Here is a 14,963-nt window from a genome sequence, read left to right as displayed (position 1 = left end):
CGCAAAGTGTCATACTTTTAACCGTATTCTCTTCTTCTAAACTATCTTTTAGTCGAGCCCGTAATTTTTGCAAAAAATTGATTTTTTCTTTTGGTTGCATTTGATCTTCAAAGGGACTTCAAAGAGGGTTGGATTACACTTGGATTTTACTTCGCGGGTACTTCACAGAGGCTTCGCCAGACTTCATGCCTAGTTCGCGAGACTTCGCGGGTACTTCAGCAGCACAAGCACATGCAAACAGAAGAAAAGAAAAGTTTTGAAACGAAACTAAAAGCAAACAAAAGCAGAAAACAGAATATTTTTACCACACTTGACCTTGAGAATCCCAATAATATTATTATTAACACTTGAGAAATACTCGAAAATAGAATATTTTGACAGGGACTTTTCTCGCATTATATAATGTTCGATTTTTGTCAAAAGCTAATACCATGACACAGTTTTATCTAAACATTAGAGCCATTCGCGAGCGAATTGGAATGACAAAAAAACAAATGGCAGAAAAATTATGCATAGAACCGTCTACTTATGGCAAGCAAGAACGTGGGGAAACACATATTACTGTCGAGCAATTATTTAAGATTTCTGAGATTCTCTGTGTCACGCCAGATTATATTATCAATTACCAAAAATATATTGAAGGCTCGGCACTGGATGACCAATTGAGAAAAGAAAATGAAAACATGAGCCGGGCAATTAAAGAAGCCGTACACATTACCAATGATTTGCAAACAAGACTCAATAATCATAGTCGGGGAATTACAAACCTTTTATTTTCAGAGTTAAGCAAATATTCCGCAAAATATGAAGAGCCTCTTTCTTACGAAGAACTATTGAAGTATGATCCAGAAATATTGACTGAGGTATATGATATACATTCAAAACAAGAATATGACGAATGTCCTCTTGTTTACGGTGTTAGTCCTGAAGGAAATTTATTGGCGTTTGCGGAAATGATGGGAGATTCAAATATGTTTTTCTTGTTTGAAATAAATCTCGTTGAGGAGGAATATTTTTTGAAATTATGGAAAGAATATTGTGAGAGATGGGAACCAAAATTTGAAATGAAAGAAAAGGATGGTTGTACAGTTATTTCAACAACAAATCCCATTTTCTCCGAGATGTTGAATGAATTGGATTCGTCGAAAAAAAAGAATGCTTAAGTTCTTCTCGGTAATATTTACTAATCTCTACTACGTGATGCAATCATGAAGTCATACTTACTTCACGTTTTTCTTCAGTAGCAATTAATTCTCTTTCAAAAACAATCCTGCAAATAACAGGTTCTGTGTTAGCGGGTTTTCTATCATACTTATTTCCTGAATCGCCTGCACTAACACGCCAAACGTCAATTTCAGGATAACGAGCCGACAACAACAAGCACAATAATGCAAAAGGTTTCGGTCCCAAAGGAGCCAAAATTATTCGATGAGTGCTTTTAAGGCTCAAACATAAAGATGTTAATTGTGCATCTGTCGATTTCAAATCACCTATCGGATGCTTAAAAACATTTTCCTTACCTAAAGACGAGAGCAGTTGGGCATTGTTCTTTTCTACTACGCTAACAAATTTTTTATCAAAAGCTGGATTTGAGTAGAATGCATAAGTTGTTTTAGGGTCAAGATACTCGACTATTCCCTGTGCTCTTTCCATTTCATATCCTAATCCAATAATAAGAGCTGTGGGTTTATTAGAAGTGGATACACAATATATTCCTGGAATCGGTCCCATATATTTGTTCGGCATGGGCGGTTGCGGATCAGAATATTTTGAAGGGGTATAACTAAAGGTGAGGTCAAGATTTCTAATGATGGAATCTTTGTTAATAAAATAATTAATAATCGTGGCATACCAAACCTTAGTCATGCACGAGTAATCAATTAAAACACTAACATCTTGTTTGAATAAAAAATCTTGAAAAACATCATTTAGAATTGTAATAATAGATTCACAGCTACCTTCTTTAGCAGGATAAGGAAGATACCCCAGACTTTTAAAAATGGCATCATTCTTTATTCTTTGTTCATGATCCTGCCATTCTTCAAAAGCAATTACTATACGTTTTGAATTTTGTTCCTCTAATTTTTGAGCAAGACTAGTTGCTCGAGTTTCATACCCTGATGCAACAATAATAACATCATAATTTGAAGCACTTAGTTCATTTAACTTTATTTGATTCGCATATTTAAGTTTCATTATAAATTATTTTTTAAAATTAAATGGTAATTCAGTTTGATTGGTTAGTACAGATTTTCGAGTACCTGTTACGGTTTTTTGAGGGCTCATAATAATTTCTTTCCCTGTCAAACATTTGCTGAGCGGAATTGCAGCATACTTCCTTAAAGGAATTTTAAATAAAGGAGATAATAAATAAGAAAGTCTAAATCGTTTACCACGCATCTCAAAATCAAAACTGTTTTCAGCAGGGTCGATCAAGATAATTGCACCTTGATAAGCTCCTTTTTCCAAAATTTTTATGATACTAGGATTTAAACCCTTGTCGATAGTAAAAGTGCTATGCGGATCACGTTGAAATTTGTCGATGACAATTTCATTAAAAAATGTATCTCCAACTTCTTTTAATATTCCTGACAGAGTATACATTTTATGTTTTGTTTGAAAAACTGCGCCTGGAATAGTTTTTATAACATTATAAAATTGATCAGCTATATTTTTTAGAACCATTGCTTGTGAAGCGTCACTAATTTTTTGAATTCTATTATTGTTGCATTTTGTAAGTATAGCCTCTACTATCCCAATCAACCATCTCGGATTACCGTCGCATATCCTATAAATTACTTCCTTGCCGTAAAATAAAGTTGAAGCTTTGCGAGAGCGAGCTTTTCTATTTTTAGATTTTATGTCATAAGTGCTATAATAATTCCTGAAATAAACAATGGGTTTTATTTTACGTAAAACAGTGTCTAGTTTCCTCCTATTTTCAACTCCGACTTGGGGGTTTTTAGGATTAATATGATGTCCTTGGAGAAGTTTTCTCAAATCAGGATCATCCTTAGCAAGGTCAATAATTTGCTTCCATGTTTCTCCTCCTTCTTCATAATCTTTTTTTTCATGATCTTTTCTAAACAATGGATTGGAGCCGAAAATCAATTCAGGTTCAATATCTCTATTGAATTTTTTGAACAAAAGCGATTTCAGAATAGCTTCACTAAATTCTTGATATTTATCTCTCTTGCCATGTGGCCACATTTTTACCAATTTCAAATCGTTATTCGGAGACGCAGAGATATTGTCAGAAATAGACAAGATGGGACTAGCACTTAATTTGTATAAAATCTTTTGAGTTCGGCTCCTTAATGAATTAAATAATCGATCCTGTAACCAAATTGGGGCTAATTCTAATTCATCAAAACACAGGGCCCACCTAGGATTATTAGTTATTTTATATATTCTTTCAAAAGCTGAAATAGCATTTATAATAACAGGGTCATAATCAATAAAGAAAAAATCATTTTCTAATTTTACTTCACTATCATCGACACAATTAAATATTGTCTTTTGTATATGTCTATTTAATAAATCTGCCCGCCTTAATAAAGACTCTTTAACCATTGCAATGTTTGGTATTGTAGGAGGCAATGACCAGCCTTCAATCAAAGTTTTTGACAACTCAATTTCTTGTGATATATCATTGTTTTCAATTTTATATTTTAAAATATTTTCAAATGTTTCACATAAGGCATATAATACGTTGGTAGTTACCGCAACTTTCGAAACAGCCAAAGCATATTTAGGCATGCTTTTCAATTGTTCATTGTAAGAATCTTTTTGCGCATTCCAATAAATGTCTGTAGAAATATAAACAGCATAGAAACTAATTTTTTGCCTGAATTCTTCTGCTAATTCGTCCTTCCATGAGTATAATGCTGGCAACGTTAACATTTTCATTAAGGTTGTTTTCCCACAACCGCGCGCTCCTAATAATACTGTATGATTATCCTGAACCAACTCTTTATAATCAGAATTTGAAATAAAAGTTTGTGCAACATCTTCTGGTTTAAGATGTCGTGCATTATATGAAATATGAAAACTTTCAATATTTGTCACGGCTGCGATGGATTATATGGTTTACCAATAATTTTTGGTCGATTAGGTAACGGAGGATGAGTAATTATATTAAATCGAATCTCAAGACTATTTCGAAATTCAATACACTCGTCTGGCGTCAAGAACTCAACTTCTGGTACTTCTTTAATGAATTTTTCCCAATCCATAAAATCCTTTGTAATTACCCTATCCGTATCATTTATCAAATCGACTATTTTACCCTTAAATCCAAATCCGGAGTGTACGGGGAAACCATCATCACCTGAATCAGCAAGTTTCCAACCTATGTTTGGTAAGTATTCCCACGTTTTTATTTTTCCGTAAGACGCATTTTCTGTCTTTGTAAGGGTGACCAGATGAAAAGTATTTCGTTTACCATTTAATATTTGGTTTGTTGTTGCTGAAAAGCTTCCTGCCGAAAAAATCGGAACAGAACTTCCACTGCCAGGAGCATACCTTAACCAAGGATCATGCTTATGTCCGTGTATAAGTAAATCAAATTTATACTTGTTCAGTAAATCGATTAACTCATTCCCGCCAACTATCACGTCGCCTGAACCCAATTTGAATCTTTCATGTGGCAGTGGGTGATGATGACAAAGTGCTAATTTCAATTTATCATCATTTAGGTTTGACAAATATTTTTCAATTGCCTCTAGTTGTGTGGGATCAACTTTGCCTTTATCTATTTCACTTTGAGTGTGATGAAAAAATACGGAATTGATAACAAGAATACGTACATTCTCTTTTTCCACAAAAGTGAAACCATTAGCCCAAAATTCATTGCATAGACTAACTTCATTAATCGGAAATCCCTTTTTTATTCCTTTTGCTATTGTATATATATCAGTAGAGCCAATATGTCTGGAGTCAACATCATGATTACCTAACGTGGAAATTATTTCATCAACTTTTAGTGCTTGCCCAATTTCTAAAACGAACCCCCAGCCATCAATAAAACCTTGCTGATCGGCTCTGTTTGCAACATCTCCCGGACATAACAAATAATCAATTTTCGAATCTACTATCGATGGAAGTATTTCAAGTAATGCTTGAATCGGATGATCTTTCGATGGGGATCTTAATTTATTTGAAGTCAAATATGAATCAATAGGCCACTTGTCATCTTTAGGATGGTAGCAATGCAAATCACTCATGACTGCAATATTAATTACCGATATTTTTTCCTGAGTTTCCAAAGCTACTTCTTAACGTTAGTAATAATTAATTCATTAAAAACACCTCTTGTTTTATTTCTTCCACCAACTTTACTATAGCGACTCACAGACTTTATCTTACCAACTCCTTGATATAATTTTCTAATTGAAAAGTGTGCTGCATTTGATAAAATGAAATAGGCTCCTCTACGATCAATTTCTTTTATCATATTGGCAAGCTTCTCTTGATCTTTCCATGAAAATAATTTGCTGTTATATTCTATGAACCCATTATTTTCATGAGCAACAGTATACGGAGGATCTAAATAAACTAAATCATTAGCTCGAATATTATTCAAAGCCTTACTAAATTCTCCTTGCTTAATATTTACACCTTGCAAAATTGAATTGACCCGATGCAAATTTTCCTCCGTTACAATATCCACATTAGTCCTTTTGCCATAAGGAACATTGTAATTCCCTTGTGGGTTAACACGATAAATGCCGTTGAAAGAAGTTCGATTTAAATAAATAAATCGCGCGGCTCTTGCGTGATCTGCACGACATTTCATACTTCGAATTCTATAGTATTCGTCCTTCGTATTTGCAAATGTTCTCAGATGTTTGATTACATTTTCTATGTTATCTCTTAATTGAGAATATACATTGATCAATTCGTCATTTAAATCGTATAGATATACTTCCTTAGAAGGATTTAAATGGAAAAACATGGCTCCTCCACCGAGAAAAGGTTCATGATAATTATTGTAATTCACGGGTAAAAAATCATCTATACAGCTTGATACAAGCCATTTTTTTGATCCTGTCCATCTCAGGAATGGGATAGCTTTTGTTTGAAGTATATCTTCTATGACTTGGGGTTCTGACATAAATCGAGCTATATAGCTATAGGGGCTTTAATTGATGGGTGAGCGTTATATCCTTCTAGTTGCAAATCTTCATATTTGAAATCAAAAACCGATTTTATTTCAGGATTTAGTTTCAATGTTGGATATGGACGAGGCTCGCGAGCCAACTGCTCTTTTACCTGATCGAGGTGATTAAGATAAATATGAGTATCCGCCAAAGCGTGAACAAATTCACCGGGCTTGTATCCTGTCACATGAGCAACCATCATAGTCAACAATGCATAAGAAGCAATATTGAATGGAACACCTAAGAACATATCCGCACTTCGTTGATACATCATGCAAGAAAGTCGTCCATCAGCTACATAAAACTGAAACAGTACATGACATGGAGGTAAGGCCATCTTTTCGATATCAGCAACATTCCATGCACTTATGAGTAATCGGCGGGAGTCTGGATTTTTTTTAATGCTTTCGATAACACCACTAAGTTGGTCAATGTGTCTTCCGTCGGGTGCAGGCCAAGAGCGCCATTGGTAACCATATACAGGACCAAGTTCTCCTCCCGGTTGCATCCACTCGTCCCAAATACTTATGCTATTATCATGCAAGAATTTGATATTGGTATCTCCCCGAAGAAACCAAAGGAGTTCATATGCAATAGATTTGAAATGAAGTTTTTTCGTAGTAATTAAAGGAAACCCCTCCTCGAGATCAAACCGTATTTGATTTCCGAAAGTACTTAAGGTACCCGTGCCCGTTCTATCAGCTTTTTTAACCCCGTTTTCAAGGACATTTCGGAGCAGGGTTTCGTATTGGTTCATATAATCGGCAATATAACCAACGAATATAAGGTATAGAACCCCTTTTGTGATATTCTTGTAAAGAAAAACATATACTGTATATAAATTAAAAATTTAAATTACCATCAATCATTTGGTAAAACAGCTAATTTGCACTTGCGTTATTTAACCCAATTAACTACCTTCTTCCTTTCCATGGAGCATGTGTTCAAAATGACTAACAGGGGTATTTTCCTGAATAAGGAAATTATGATTCCATATTCTAAAACCAATCTTCCCAAACGGGTATTTGCTTTTCGTGAAAACCGAACAATAATGTGGCTTGTAAATTTATTAGGTGTAGACGGTCCGTTTTATGTTGAAGTGAAAAGTTATTCCTTTGAAGATCATACGCGGTTCGAAAGCCAGCAAAATGAATTAAATATTGATCGGCTCATATTTGAGGGACTAGATTGGAATTTATTGGAACCTTTACTAACAAGCTATCAAACGATAGCTTTTGCGAGCATCGCCAAAAATACTGCGCCCAAATCCAAAGGCAAAGTCGAACCAGGATTTGGAACAGCTTTTGGGAAACAAATAAATCCGCATCAACATCTTTTCCCGGTTAGTCATGAATCGAAAAACGTTTTTGGTACAGTGGATATTAACCATCCTGCGATTATATCCGAATCCCCTTTTCAACAAAACATTAATGTAAATTTTTCCGTTCCATTTTCTCATGTCATTTTTCATGACGGGTATGTTTCGTTTCAACATAGAATAAAAGAAGTTTATTCTGTTGTTGAATTTCGAATTGATAACGAATACATCAGAAAAGAATATGATACCGTTAAAAACTGGTTTTCTCGCAAACTTGGCGTGAAACGAATAGAGGTTCAAGCAATTATAAAAGTGGAAAGTGGTGATGTTATTTCAGTTGAAGCAACTTCTCCCGAAATTCAAGCAATCAATCCTGCTTTGATCGAAAAGATAAAAGAATATCGCACTTTGGAACTTGTTAAAGCCGCCCCACAATTAGTTGATAAGTCATTATATACGGCAGATGATGTATTCTCAGCATTGTCTTTCGAAGAAAAAGGAAATGTTTTCGCGCAAACGGACGCTCAACTTCTTAATATCCTGATGCAAAAAACCGCCGTGCGAAGCCGTGAACAATTGCAATTGCTTTCTAATTATCATTCCGAAGAAATCAAACTTCGATTTACGCTCAAACCGAGTTTTGGTTTTGTTTTCCTGATTAGTTGCGGAGGTTACAATCATTTTATTTGGGAACTTTTGGAAACGCACGCGACTTATGTTTGGAGTATTCCCGAATATTTGGGTGAGGCTGACGAACACTATAATCAAATCGAAGAAATTATAACTGGAATTAATAAAGGTGGCAGGCAATCATACCGTCGGAAATACAAAAATGGTGAAACGGATAAGAATGCTATCTTTCGCTTTATTGAGCGATAACTAAATATTATCTGAGATGAGGATAGCCATACCGCTTATGTTTACGCTGACAACAGCGTTAATAACCTTCTGGTATTCCCTTTATACACAGAAATATCAAAGTCTGTTTGTTACCTCGGCACTGAATCTGATTTGCTATGTAATAATAACCGCTATTGCTTACTTCTGGGAAGGTTCAATTTCCGCAACGTCAAAATTCAAATCTGCTTGTTTCGAATCATACGTTATTCCATATCTCGTTCTGAATGTTGTATACGTATGTATATGGTATTTTTTAACAGTGAAAAAAGGAGTTGCGTACGCAGGAGTATATGAATCTTCTTACTTAATAGTTCTTGTGCTTCTAGGCATATTCTTCAATCATGAGAAGTTTGACCTGAGATTTTTTATTGGTGTACTGTTAGTTTGCGGCGGAATAATCTTAATCGAATCAAAATGAAAAAGGGGCTTACTAAAGAATGGAAAAATCTCGTGGAATATCCTAATGGAGTAACACTGAACTTTACAGAAATTCCCGGAGTGATGTTTAATGCGAAAAATGTATCCAACTGTTCGATTACAGGTAACATGTCGCGTAAGCATCGCTTAAATCACACCAACCTTATATCATCCCGTATTGAAAACCTTAATGCCAAGTCTGTAAGTTTTTATAATGTCGACTTAAAGGATTGTCACATTAATCGATCAACGTTTCAAAATTGCAATCTGAATCATGCCTCACACAACAACAACCTTTTAAGCAATAGCCACTTCTCAAAATGTACTTTTAATCAGACTGCAATAACCCTGTCAGATTTTAGAGACTGCACATTTCAGGAATGTGATTTCACGAACGTGATCATTTCCGATTGCAGATTTTTCAACTGTTCGTTTGCGAAATGTACAACCTCAAATAAAATGATAGAGTCAAGCATTCTACTTGACTGTAGCTTTAGCTATTCCAGATTAGAATATGAAACTATTACAGGAAATTTTGGTATTGAAGCTTCAAGGTGCGACAACTGCACTTTCGTGTTCAGGCAGAGAGGCGACAAAAAAATCAATTTGACCGAGTTCACAAGCGAGTTATCCAAATTCCAAAATACGTCAAACAGAATTGAAGAATTCAGGTTGGCTTACTTTCTCAAACCTTCGATAATCTCGGAACCCAGTGATGAAGTGGAAAGCCTATTCGTTGTAAATGATTGGATTGGTTTGAGTAAAAACCCCAACCGATTTAGACTACACATCGAAAGGCTTCACGAATTTCTTCTTTATCAATTTGATCAGGACAAGGTTCGACTGAGAACCTTAGCTCAATTGTTTGAGGTGAGCGCAAAATTATCGGATGCCTTTGCAAGCAAACCCGAATTTATCGACTTGCAAAGAACATCAGATGGGGTTTTTCTTTCGCTTGAGCGAATTCTGGAAAAGTATTTGGATGCCGCTGAGGATTTGCTTCTGGATTATGAGGAAGCAGGTTATTGCCGGATTCTTGTCGAGGGACCACTTGAAAAAGAGTATTACTATGAAAAACTCAGACCATTACTTGACATAGCGCCCGTAACTTTTGGAAAGATTGTAAAACACAATTCACCAAATGAACTGTATTTACACTGGGAAAAAATAAAGGATGCATGGCCTTATATCTTGTTCATTTTTACAACGAAATTCAAAGTGGAGCTTAATAAATTAGATGTGCAAACGAGAAAAATCAGAAGTAAGGAAAATAATATTCTTAGAGATAATCAGATGTTTAAGATCGAAAATACTGGCTTAAATAAGTCAGAAGCTCTTAGTTTTCGCCTTAAAACTTTATTGCCTGGCCATCACGAATTGTCTTTAGTCGTACAATTCAGTTTACCCCGCTATAAGCAACTAATGAAAACACTCAAAGGCTGGATAAATTTTGAACCAAAGTCTTAGGAAATTCAGAGACTTTCGAATGAACTCATTATTTCAAGCCCCTTTAACAGATGATGTTCCCGGTTAAAATAATTGAGACGAACAAATTCAAATCCTTTATGTCTCGCAAACCCCATACTTGATCCAACAATTACTGGCATTCTGGATCGGGCACAATATTCTAAAAATTCACCTCTCTGTAATTCCGAGCGCAACTTAATTACTGCAGATCCAATATACCCGTTGACGATCGGAGATACAGAACAGCTTGTTCCTTTCAGCTGCAAGTCTACTTTACTGCGAAGTTTCAAAACCTGATTATTTGCTGCACGAAGAAGCGCCGAAAATCTGTTTACGTCTTTGCCCATTTCCGCCGCTAACATTAGACTATAATAATCCAAAGCCCCTTGCATGACCTCCATTTCTTCAGCGATCTGATCTCTATATTTTTCGTGGTGTATAAGACATGCCAAACGCACTCCATTAATTCCAAGACCCTTAAAAATGCTCCTTATTTTTATCACGTTAGGATATTCGGCAAAATTGAAATCACTTAATGTGCTAGGAAAGAATTGTTCGGTCGCTTCATCAATAATCAAATAGTTTTGTTCCCCCAATACGTGTGACAAAGCAAGAAGATCTTTGACTTCTTGATTAATCCCTAGTGCAGTTCGGGGTTGGGTAAGAAAAACAGCACACGGAGAATTTTTCTTGATTAAATCCGGATCTATAAATAGTTTGAATTGCTGATCAAGGAACGATGGCACCCGAATGATCTTAAAGCCAAACGTTTCAGCCTGATAGAAAGTGGCAAAATAGAAGGGGGCCTCTAGAATAATAGTTTTTATTCCTTTAGCTATCAAAAATGCAAGTGCAATAGCTGATCCGACTGTAGCGGAGTGGCAAAGGGTTAAATTTTCAGGTTGTAATTCTCTTTTTTCCCAAGAAGAAAGCAGAGGTATAATATCTCTTTTAATGTGATGCAGTTGACTGTAAAAATCAGAGTAGTACTTCTGAATTTCTTGTGGAAAAGATTTATCCTCACTTACACAGGAATATGTGTCAAGCCATCCAGATGGATCAGCAGACATTTCTCCACTTTCTCTTAGTGGCAAGAATAAACGTTGATTTAATTCCGAATAATCATCTTTCTCAAAGAGATAATATTTAGTTATCCTGCATTAACCATTCACAATGCAATTAATAATCTCGGGTGCTTAACGCTTAATATTTCTTTCTGTTTATTTGCATTTACGTGAGTGTATATCTGCGTTGTATTAATAGAACTATGCCCCAGAAATTGTTGAATGTATTTAATGTCAACATCTTGTTCAAGAAGTAGCGTTGCGAATGAATGTCGAAATGTGTGAGGCGTGATATGTTTTTCTACGCCAGCTTTCTTCGAATATTTAGAAATCATAATCCTAATCGATTGCTCTGAGAGTTTTGATTTTCGTCGATTGAGAAAAAAACATCCCTTTTTTCTGGCTTGTTTGAAAAACATAGTTTCATATTTGCTTAAAGAATGAAGCACGGCTTCATGACAAATCTGAATGATACGTTGACGACTACCTTTTCCCATGATTCTTATCTGTCCAGATTTCAAATCAACATCTTCAGGTCGAAGACAACACACTTCTGAAACACGCATGCCAGTAGCAAACATTAATTCAAGAATTGCCTGATTGCGGGCTCGCTCTTTATAACGGACAGAACGAATGTTATACTCTTCACTCCCAACTTCGCTTTGTGCGTGACTAAGAATTTTTTTTACTTCTACTAAAGTCATTACTTTAGGAAGCATTTTTGGTTCCTTTATTTGAATTCTCATCTTTCTGAATGGATTAATCAAGATCTCGTCTTCGAATTCCAGAAAGTTGAACATTGTTTTCAGCGTTGCAACTTTTCGGCGAAGAGTCTTTGGCTTCACATCTTTCAAATGATGTAAATACGATTTAATAGAGTGCTTGTCAATTAAGGTTAATTCTTTCGCAAGTTTTTCTTGATTGAGAAAGTTCAAAAATTGTTTGCAGTCAAGCTCGTATGCTTTCATAGTTTTAGAGCTAAGTTTTTTTTCGTAATGGCAATGGAATAAAAATGCTTTAATTGCTTCGTGGATTGTTTTCATAGTTTTTATATGTTGGTAAGGACAAAAGTGTACATCAGGCGACTTGAAAAGGTGGGGTATCAATCAATTTTTGGGAAGATTCACTGCTTTGTGATAACATTTCTATCTGCGTTTTGTTATCTTGTTGAACAAGCGTTAACTAATGACGAGAAAAGAAGAATCTATCATTCAGGAAAATCTATCCAAACTCTATTTGAGATTGAATGGATATTTTACTTCGGGGTTTGTGCTTCATTCAAATCAAGACGGTAAGGAAATTGGAGAAGTAGACATACTCGCTGTCCGATTTCCCCTTCATTCTCAAGATGAAACCGAACACAACTCTTCGCCTTATCTTGAAGTACCAAATAATATTGATATTGTGGTTTCTGAAGTTAAGAGTAAAGGGCAGCAACTTCATTTCAATGACAGTTTATTAATTCCAGAGTCTTGGGAAAAAATTCTAAACTGGATTGGTTTATTTGAAAAGAATTCAATAAAACAGATTTCAGAAGAGATGGTTAAGCTTCTCAAACCAAATAAAAAGGAGAATAATTTTAAAAGTTGTCCAATCAAAGTTTCTTTTGGGATAGTTACTATTAGACCAATTATTTTTTCCGTTGAAAGAAATACATCGCATAATGAATCTAAATTTATTTCTTGGGAAGAATTAAACGGATTTATTTGGAATTGTTTTTGCCCTGTTCCCAAATCGAGAACAGATTGTGGAACTCGGTACGGTTTTGATTTATGGGGTTCGGAATTTTCCGAAATAGTAGTAGCATATAAAGGGCGACAAAAAGAACAGGAAAAATTTGAATCTATAAAGGAATTATACGAACAATTGTCTAATCAAAGGAAACTAAAGGAAAAATCAGAAAAGTCCTAATGCACTATTCCCATATAGGCGTTAGGGATTCGTTAGGAAGGGAAAGTTACCAACGGCACACAGCATTGGTCACCAAGTAGATGTACTCGAATACATACGAATATACGAATTGGGAAGATTACAGGATGTGAGGATATACAGATTGTGCGTTGGTCATCGCGAGTGAAGCGATCTTGCGTGTGGGCTCTTTAGTAATCTGTATTATCTGTAATCCTCCCTCAGATCAATCCTCTCGCTTTCAACTCAAGATATTTATTGATCGTGTTCACCGTTAAATTCTGCGGAGCCGTGTACACTGCGTGAATTCCGTACTTCTCTAATTCTTTTACAATTAATTTTTTCTCGTACGCAAATTTTTCCGCGATGGTCTGGTAATAAATTTCCAGGATGGTTCGTGGTTTTTCCGGGAAGGGGTGAAAGGGCTGTTAACAAGAATCAGTGCAATCAAGACAACCTGAAAGCTAAAATCCGGGCCTATATTGAGTAAAATAAAAATATGCAGTAGAATAAGAAGGATTCCCCATATCCTATGCCAGGAAGGGCGGAAAGCAATAAATACGGATACAAGTTCTATGCAATAGGAGCACAGCAGCAAAAATGTAAAAACGGGTGAAATAAAATTTTTTGGCATACTTCCTAAAATGGATTTGTGGTTAGAAATAAATTCGGTAGCTGCAATATCCCGCGCCAGCCCTTCGTTAGACAAAGCTGAAACCTGCCCTTGGTACAATTGATAAAAAATGCCCGCTATTTTAAACAGTCCCGATGCAGAATAACTGGCAAGAATGAAAAGCTGCAGCCCCCATATGATCTTAAGGTAATTTACCTGGTTGATTTCTTTTTTCTTTGATCGCTCAGGCAAAAAAATAAATAAGAAAGAGGCGAGAAGGAATAAATGCAGGTAATGGTCTGTCTTGCCGAAAGAACTAACCAACGCAAGATATAGAAACAGAGACAGGAATACTGCAATGCGGATAAACCGATAACGGGTTCCGGCACAAACAGCCAGAAATGTAGTTAATGGAAAGGCTAACATAATAGAATTTACCGAGGATGACCATTCCGCCAGATTTATCCAGCGCACAGGCCATAATGGAAGGAATAGTTCTTCCGAAGAAAGAAGTGTATGCCACTTCGGAAAGGGAGAGAAGCCGGACAAACAAAGAAGGGATATGGAAAATAAAACACAGTAAAATAATTTTACGATGATCACTGAGCGTTTGAATTTCTTTTCCGTTTCAGTGGAGAAAATAGCATCGCCGCCAGCAATTGACCGGTCCCAAAATAAATGAATTAATCGGTGAATCATTTAATTTTTGAGATCAATTCCGTGTGAATTTTATTTTCGCAGGCCGCAGCCATGTAATCGCCTGTTAATTTGACAAACCAGGCATTCGGGTAATTTTTGACCTTTCGCTGAATGCTTTCAGGAAAAACAATTGGATTGTTTGTGTGATTTTGGCCCAATTCCTTCAGAATATATCTGAAATATTTTCTTTCTGTATCCGATAACGAATCATTTCCGGCTAAAAGAAATACAGAATTGTTTTCGCCCTGATTGAGAAGTATATCATACTCTTCCATCTTATTTGGAATGACCGAGTAAAGTTTAAAAGCAGAAAAAGGGAAAATTTCAGAATAACAATTGGTAATAATGCTGATAAGGAAGTAACCTGAAATAAATAACGGAATAAAATAACGAATTGCTTTTGTTCCCAATTTTAT

12 protein-coding genes are annotated in these 14,963 nt (G+C 35.6%); 4 read left to right on the top strand and 8 right to left on the bottom strand.

The window, feature by feature from the left end; translation table 11 throughout:
- The first annotated feature begins 431 nt into the window (after nucleotides 1-431).
- Complete coding sequence (locus HY064_09755) at nucleotides 432-1,163, top strand: helix-turn-helix transcriptional regulator (protein MBI3510941.1); 732 nt, start codon at nucleotides 432-434, stop codon at nucleotides 1,161-1,163.
- 43 nt (nucleotides 1,164-1,206) lie between these two features.
- Here the strand turns inward: HY064_09755 and HY064_09750 are convergent, their stop codons facing one another.
- Genes HY064_09750 through HY064_09730 form a run of 5 tightly spaced genes read right to left on the bottom strand, consistent with a single transcriptional unit; the run spans nucleotide 1,207 to nucleotide 6,918 of the window.
- Complete coding sequence (locus HY064_09750; GenBank protein ID MBI3510940.1) at nucleotides 1,207-2,196, bottom strand: hypothetical protein; 990 nt, start codon at nucleotides 2,194-2,196, stop codon at nucleotides 1,207-1,209.
- 6 nt (nucleotides 2,197-2,202) lie between these two features.
- The gene (locus HY064_09745; GenBank protein ID MBI3510939.1) at nucleotides 2,203-4,068 is read right to left on the bottom strand and encodes a hypothetical protein; all 1,866 of its coding nucleotides are present in this window, start codon (nucleotides 4,066-4,068) and stop codon (nucleotides 2,203-2,205) included.
- The gene (locus HY064_09740) at nucleotides 4,065-5,267 is read right to left on the bottom strand and encodes a metallophosphoesterase (protein ID MBI3510938.1); all 1,203 of its coding nucleotides are present in this window, start codon (nucleotides 5,265-5,267) and stop codon (nucleotides 4,065-4,067) included. Before HY064_09740 ends, HY064_09745 begins: the two co-directional genes overlap by 4 nt.
- 2 nt (nucleotides 5,268-5,269) lie before the next feature.
- Nucleotides 5,270-6,115, bottom strand: coding sequence for a Dam family site-specific DNA-(adenine-N6)-methyltransferase (locus tag HY064_09735; protein ID MBI3510937.1), 846 nt, complete (start codon nucleotides 6,113-6,115; stop codon nucleotides 5,270-5,272).
- Between the two features lie 8 nt (nucleotides 6,116-6,123).
- Entirely contained in the window at nucleotides 6,124-6,918 is a 795-nt protein-coding gene (locus HY064_09730; GenBank protein MBI3510936.1) for a thymidylate synthase, read from the bottom strand.
- Between the two features lie 135 nt (nucleotides 6,919-7,053).
- Between HY064_09730 and HY064_09725 the strand changes: the two genes are divergently transcribed.
- Entirely contained in the window at nucleotides 7,054-8,358 is a 1,305-nt protein-coding gene (locus tag HY064_09725; GenBank protein ID MBI3510935.1) for a hypothetical protein, read from the top strand.
- A gap of 435 nt (nucleotides 8,359-8,793) precedes the next feature.
- The gene (locus tag HY064_09720) at nucleotides 8,794-10,263 is read left to right on the top strand and encodes a pentapeptide repeat-containing protein (GenBank protein ID MBI3510934.1); all 1,470 of its coding nucleotides are present in this window, start codon (nucleotides 8,794-8,796) and stop codon (nucleotides 10,261-10,263) included.
- Between the two features lie 5 nt (nucleotides 10,264-10,268).
- Here HY064_09720 and HY064_09715 read toward each other — a convergent pair whose 3' ends face one another.
- Both HY064_09715 and HY064_09710 read right to left on the bottom strand, forming a co-directional pair.
- Nucleotides 10,269-11,333, bottom strand: a complete 1,065-nt coding sequence (locus HY064_09715) for an aminotransferase class I/II-fold pyridoxal phosphate-dependent enzyme (protein ID MBI3510933.1) — start codon at nucleotides 11,331-11,333, stop codon at nucleotides 10,269-10,271.
- 98 nt (nucleotides 11,334-11,431) lie between these two features.
- Nucleotides 11,432-12,370 carry a tyrosine-type recombinase/integrase gene (locus tag HY064_09710; protein MBI3510932.1) on the bottom strand — a complete coding sequence of 313 codons (939 nt, stop codon included), beginning with the start codon at nucleotides 12,368-12,370 and terminating at the stop codon, nucleotides 11,432-11,434.
- Between the two features lie 142 nt (nucleotides 12,371-12,512).
- Here HY064_09710 and HY064_09705 point away from each other — a divergent pair, with 142 nt between their 5' ends.
- A complete protein-coding gene (locus HY064_09705) occupies nucleotides 12,513-13,238 on the top strand; it encodes a hypothetical protein (protein ID MBI3510931.1) in 726 nt (241 codons plus the stop codon).
- A 331-nt stretch (nucleotides 13,239-13,569) separates the two neighbouring features.
- Here HY064_09705 and HY064_09700 read toward each other — a convergent pair whose 3' ends face one another.
- Nucleotides 13,570-14,547, bottom strand: a complete 978-nt coding sequence (locus tag HY064_09700) for a hypothetical protein (GenBank protein ID MBI3510930.1) — start codon at nucleotides 14,545-14,547, stop codon at nucleotides 13,570-13,572.
- Between the last annotated feature and the right edge of the window lie 416 nt (nucleotides 14,548-14,963).

The sequence above is a fragment of the Bacteroidota bacterium genome (assembly GCA_016194975.1).
Taxonomy (GTDB): Bacteria; Bacteroidota; Bacteroidia; order Palsa-965; family Palsa-965.
The sequence above is the reverse complement of the archived record's forward strand: the minus strand, read 5'-3'. Positions and strand labels throughout refer to the sequence as shown.

Bases quoted from the DNA above. Each gene is read 5' to 3' on its own strand.
- HY064_09755 (MBI3510941.1), top strand. From the start codon at position 432: ATGACACAGTTTTATCTAAACATTAGAGCCATTCGCGAGCGAATTGGA.
- HY064_09750 (MBI3510940.1), bottom strand. From the start codon at position 2,196: ATGAAACTTAAATATGCGAATCAAATAAAGTTAAATGAACTAAGTGCT.
- HY064_09735 (MBI3510937.1), bottom strand. From the start codon at position 6,115: ATGTCAGAACCCCAAGTCATAGAAGATATACTTCAAACAAAAGCTATC.
- HY064_09730 (MBI3510936.1), bottom strand. From the start codon at position 6,918: ATGAACCAATACGAAACCCTGCTCCGAAATGTCCTTGAAAACGGGGTT.
- HY064_09720 (MBI3510934.1), top strand. From the start codon at position 8,794: ATGAAAAAGGGGCTTACTAAAGAATGGAAAAATCTCGTGGAATATCCT.
- HY064_09715 (MBI3510933.1), bottom strand. From the start codon at position 11,333: ATGTCTGCTGATCCATCTGGATGGCTTGACACATATTCCTGTGTAAGT.
- HY064_09710 (MBI3510932.1), bottom strand. From the start codon at position 12,370: ATGAAAACAATCCACGAAGCAATTAAAGCATTTTTATTCCATTGCCAT.
- HY064_09705 (MBI3510931.1), top strand. From the start codon at position 12,513: ATGACGAGAAAAGAAGAATCTATCATTCAGGAAAATCTATCCAAACTC.
- HY064_09700 (MBI3510930.1), bottom strand. From the start codon at position 14,547: ATGATTCACCGATTAATTCATTTATTTTGGGACCGGTCAATTGCTGGC.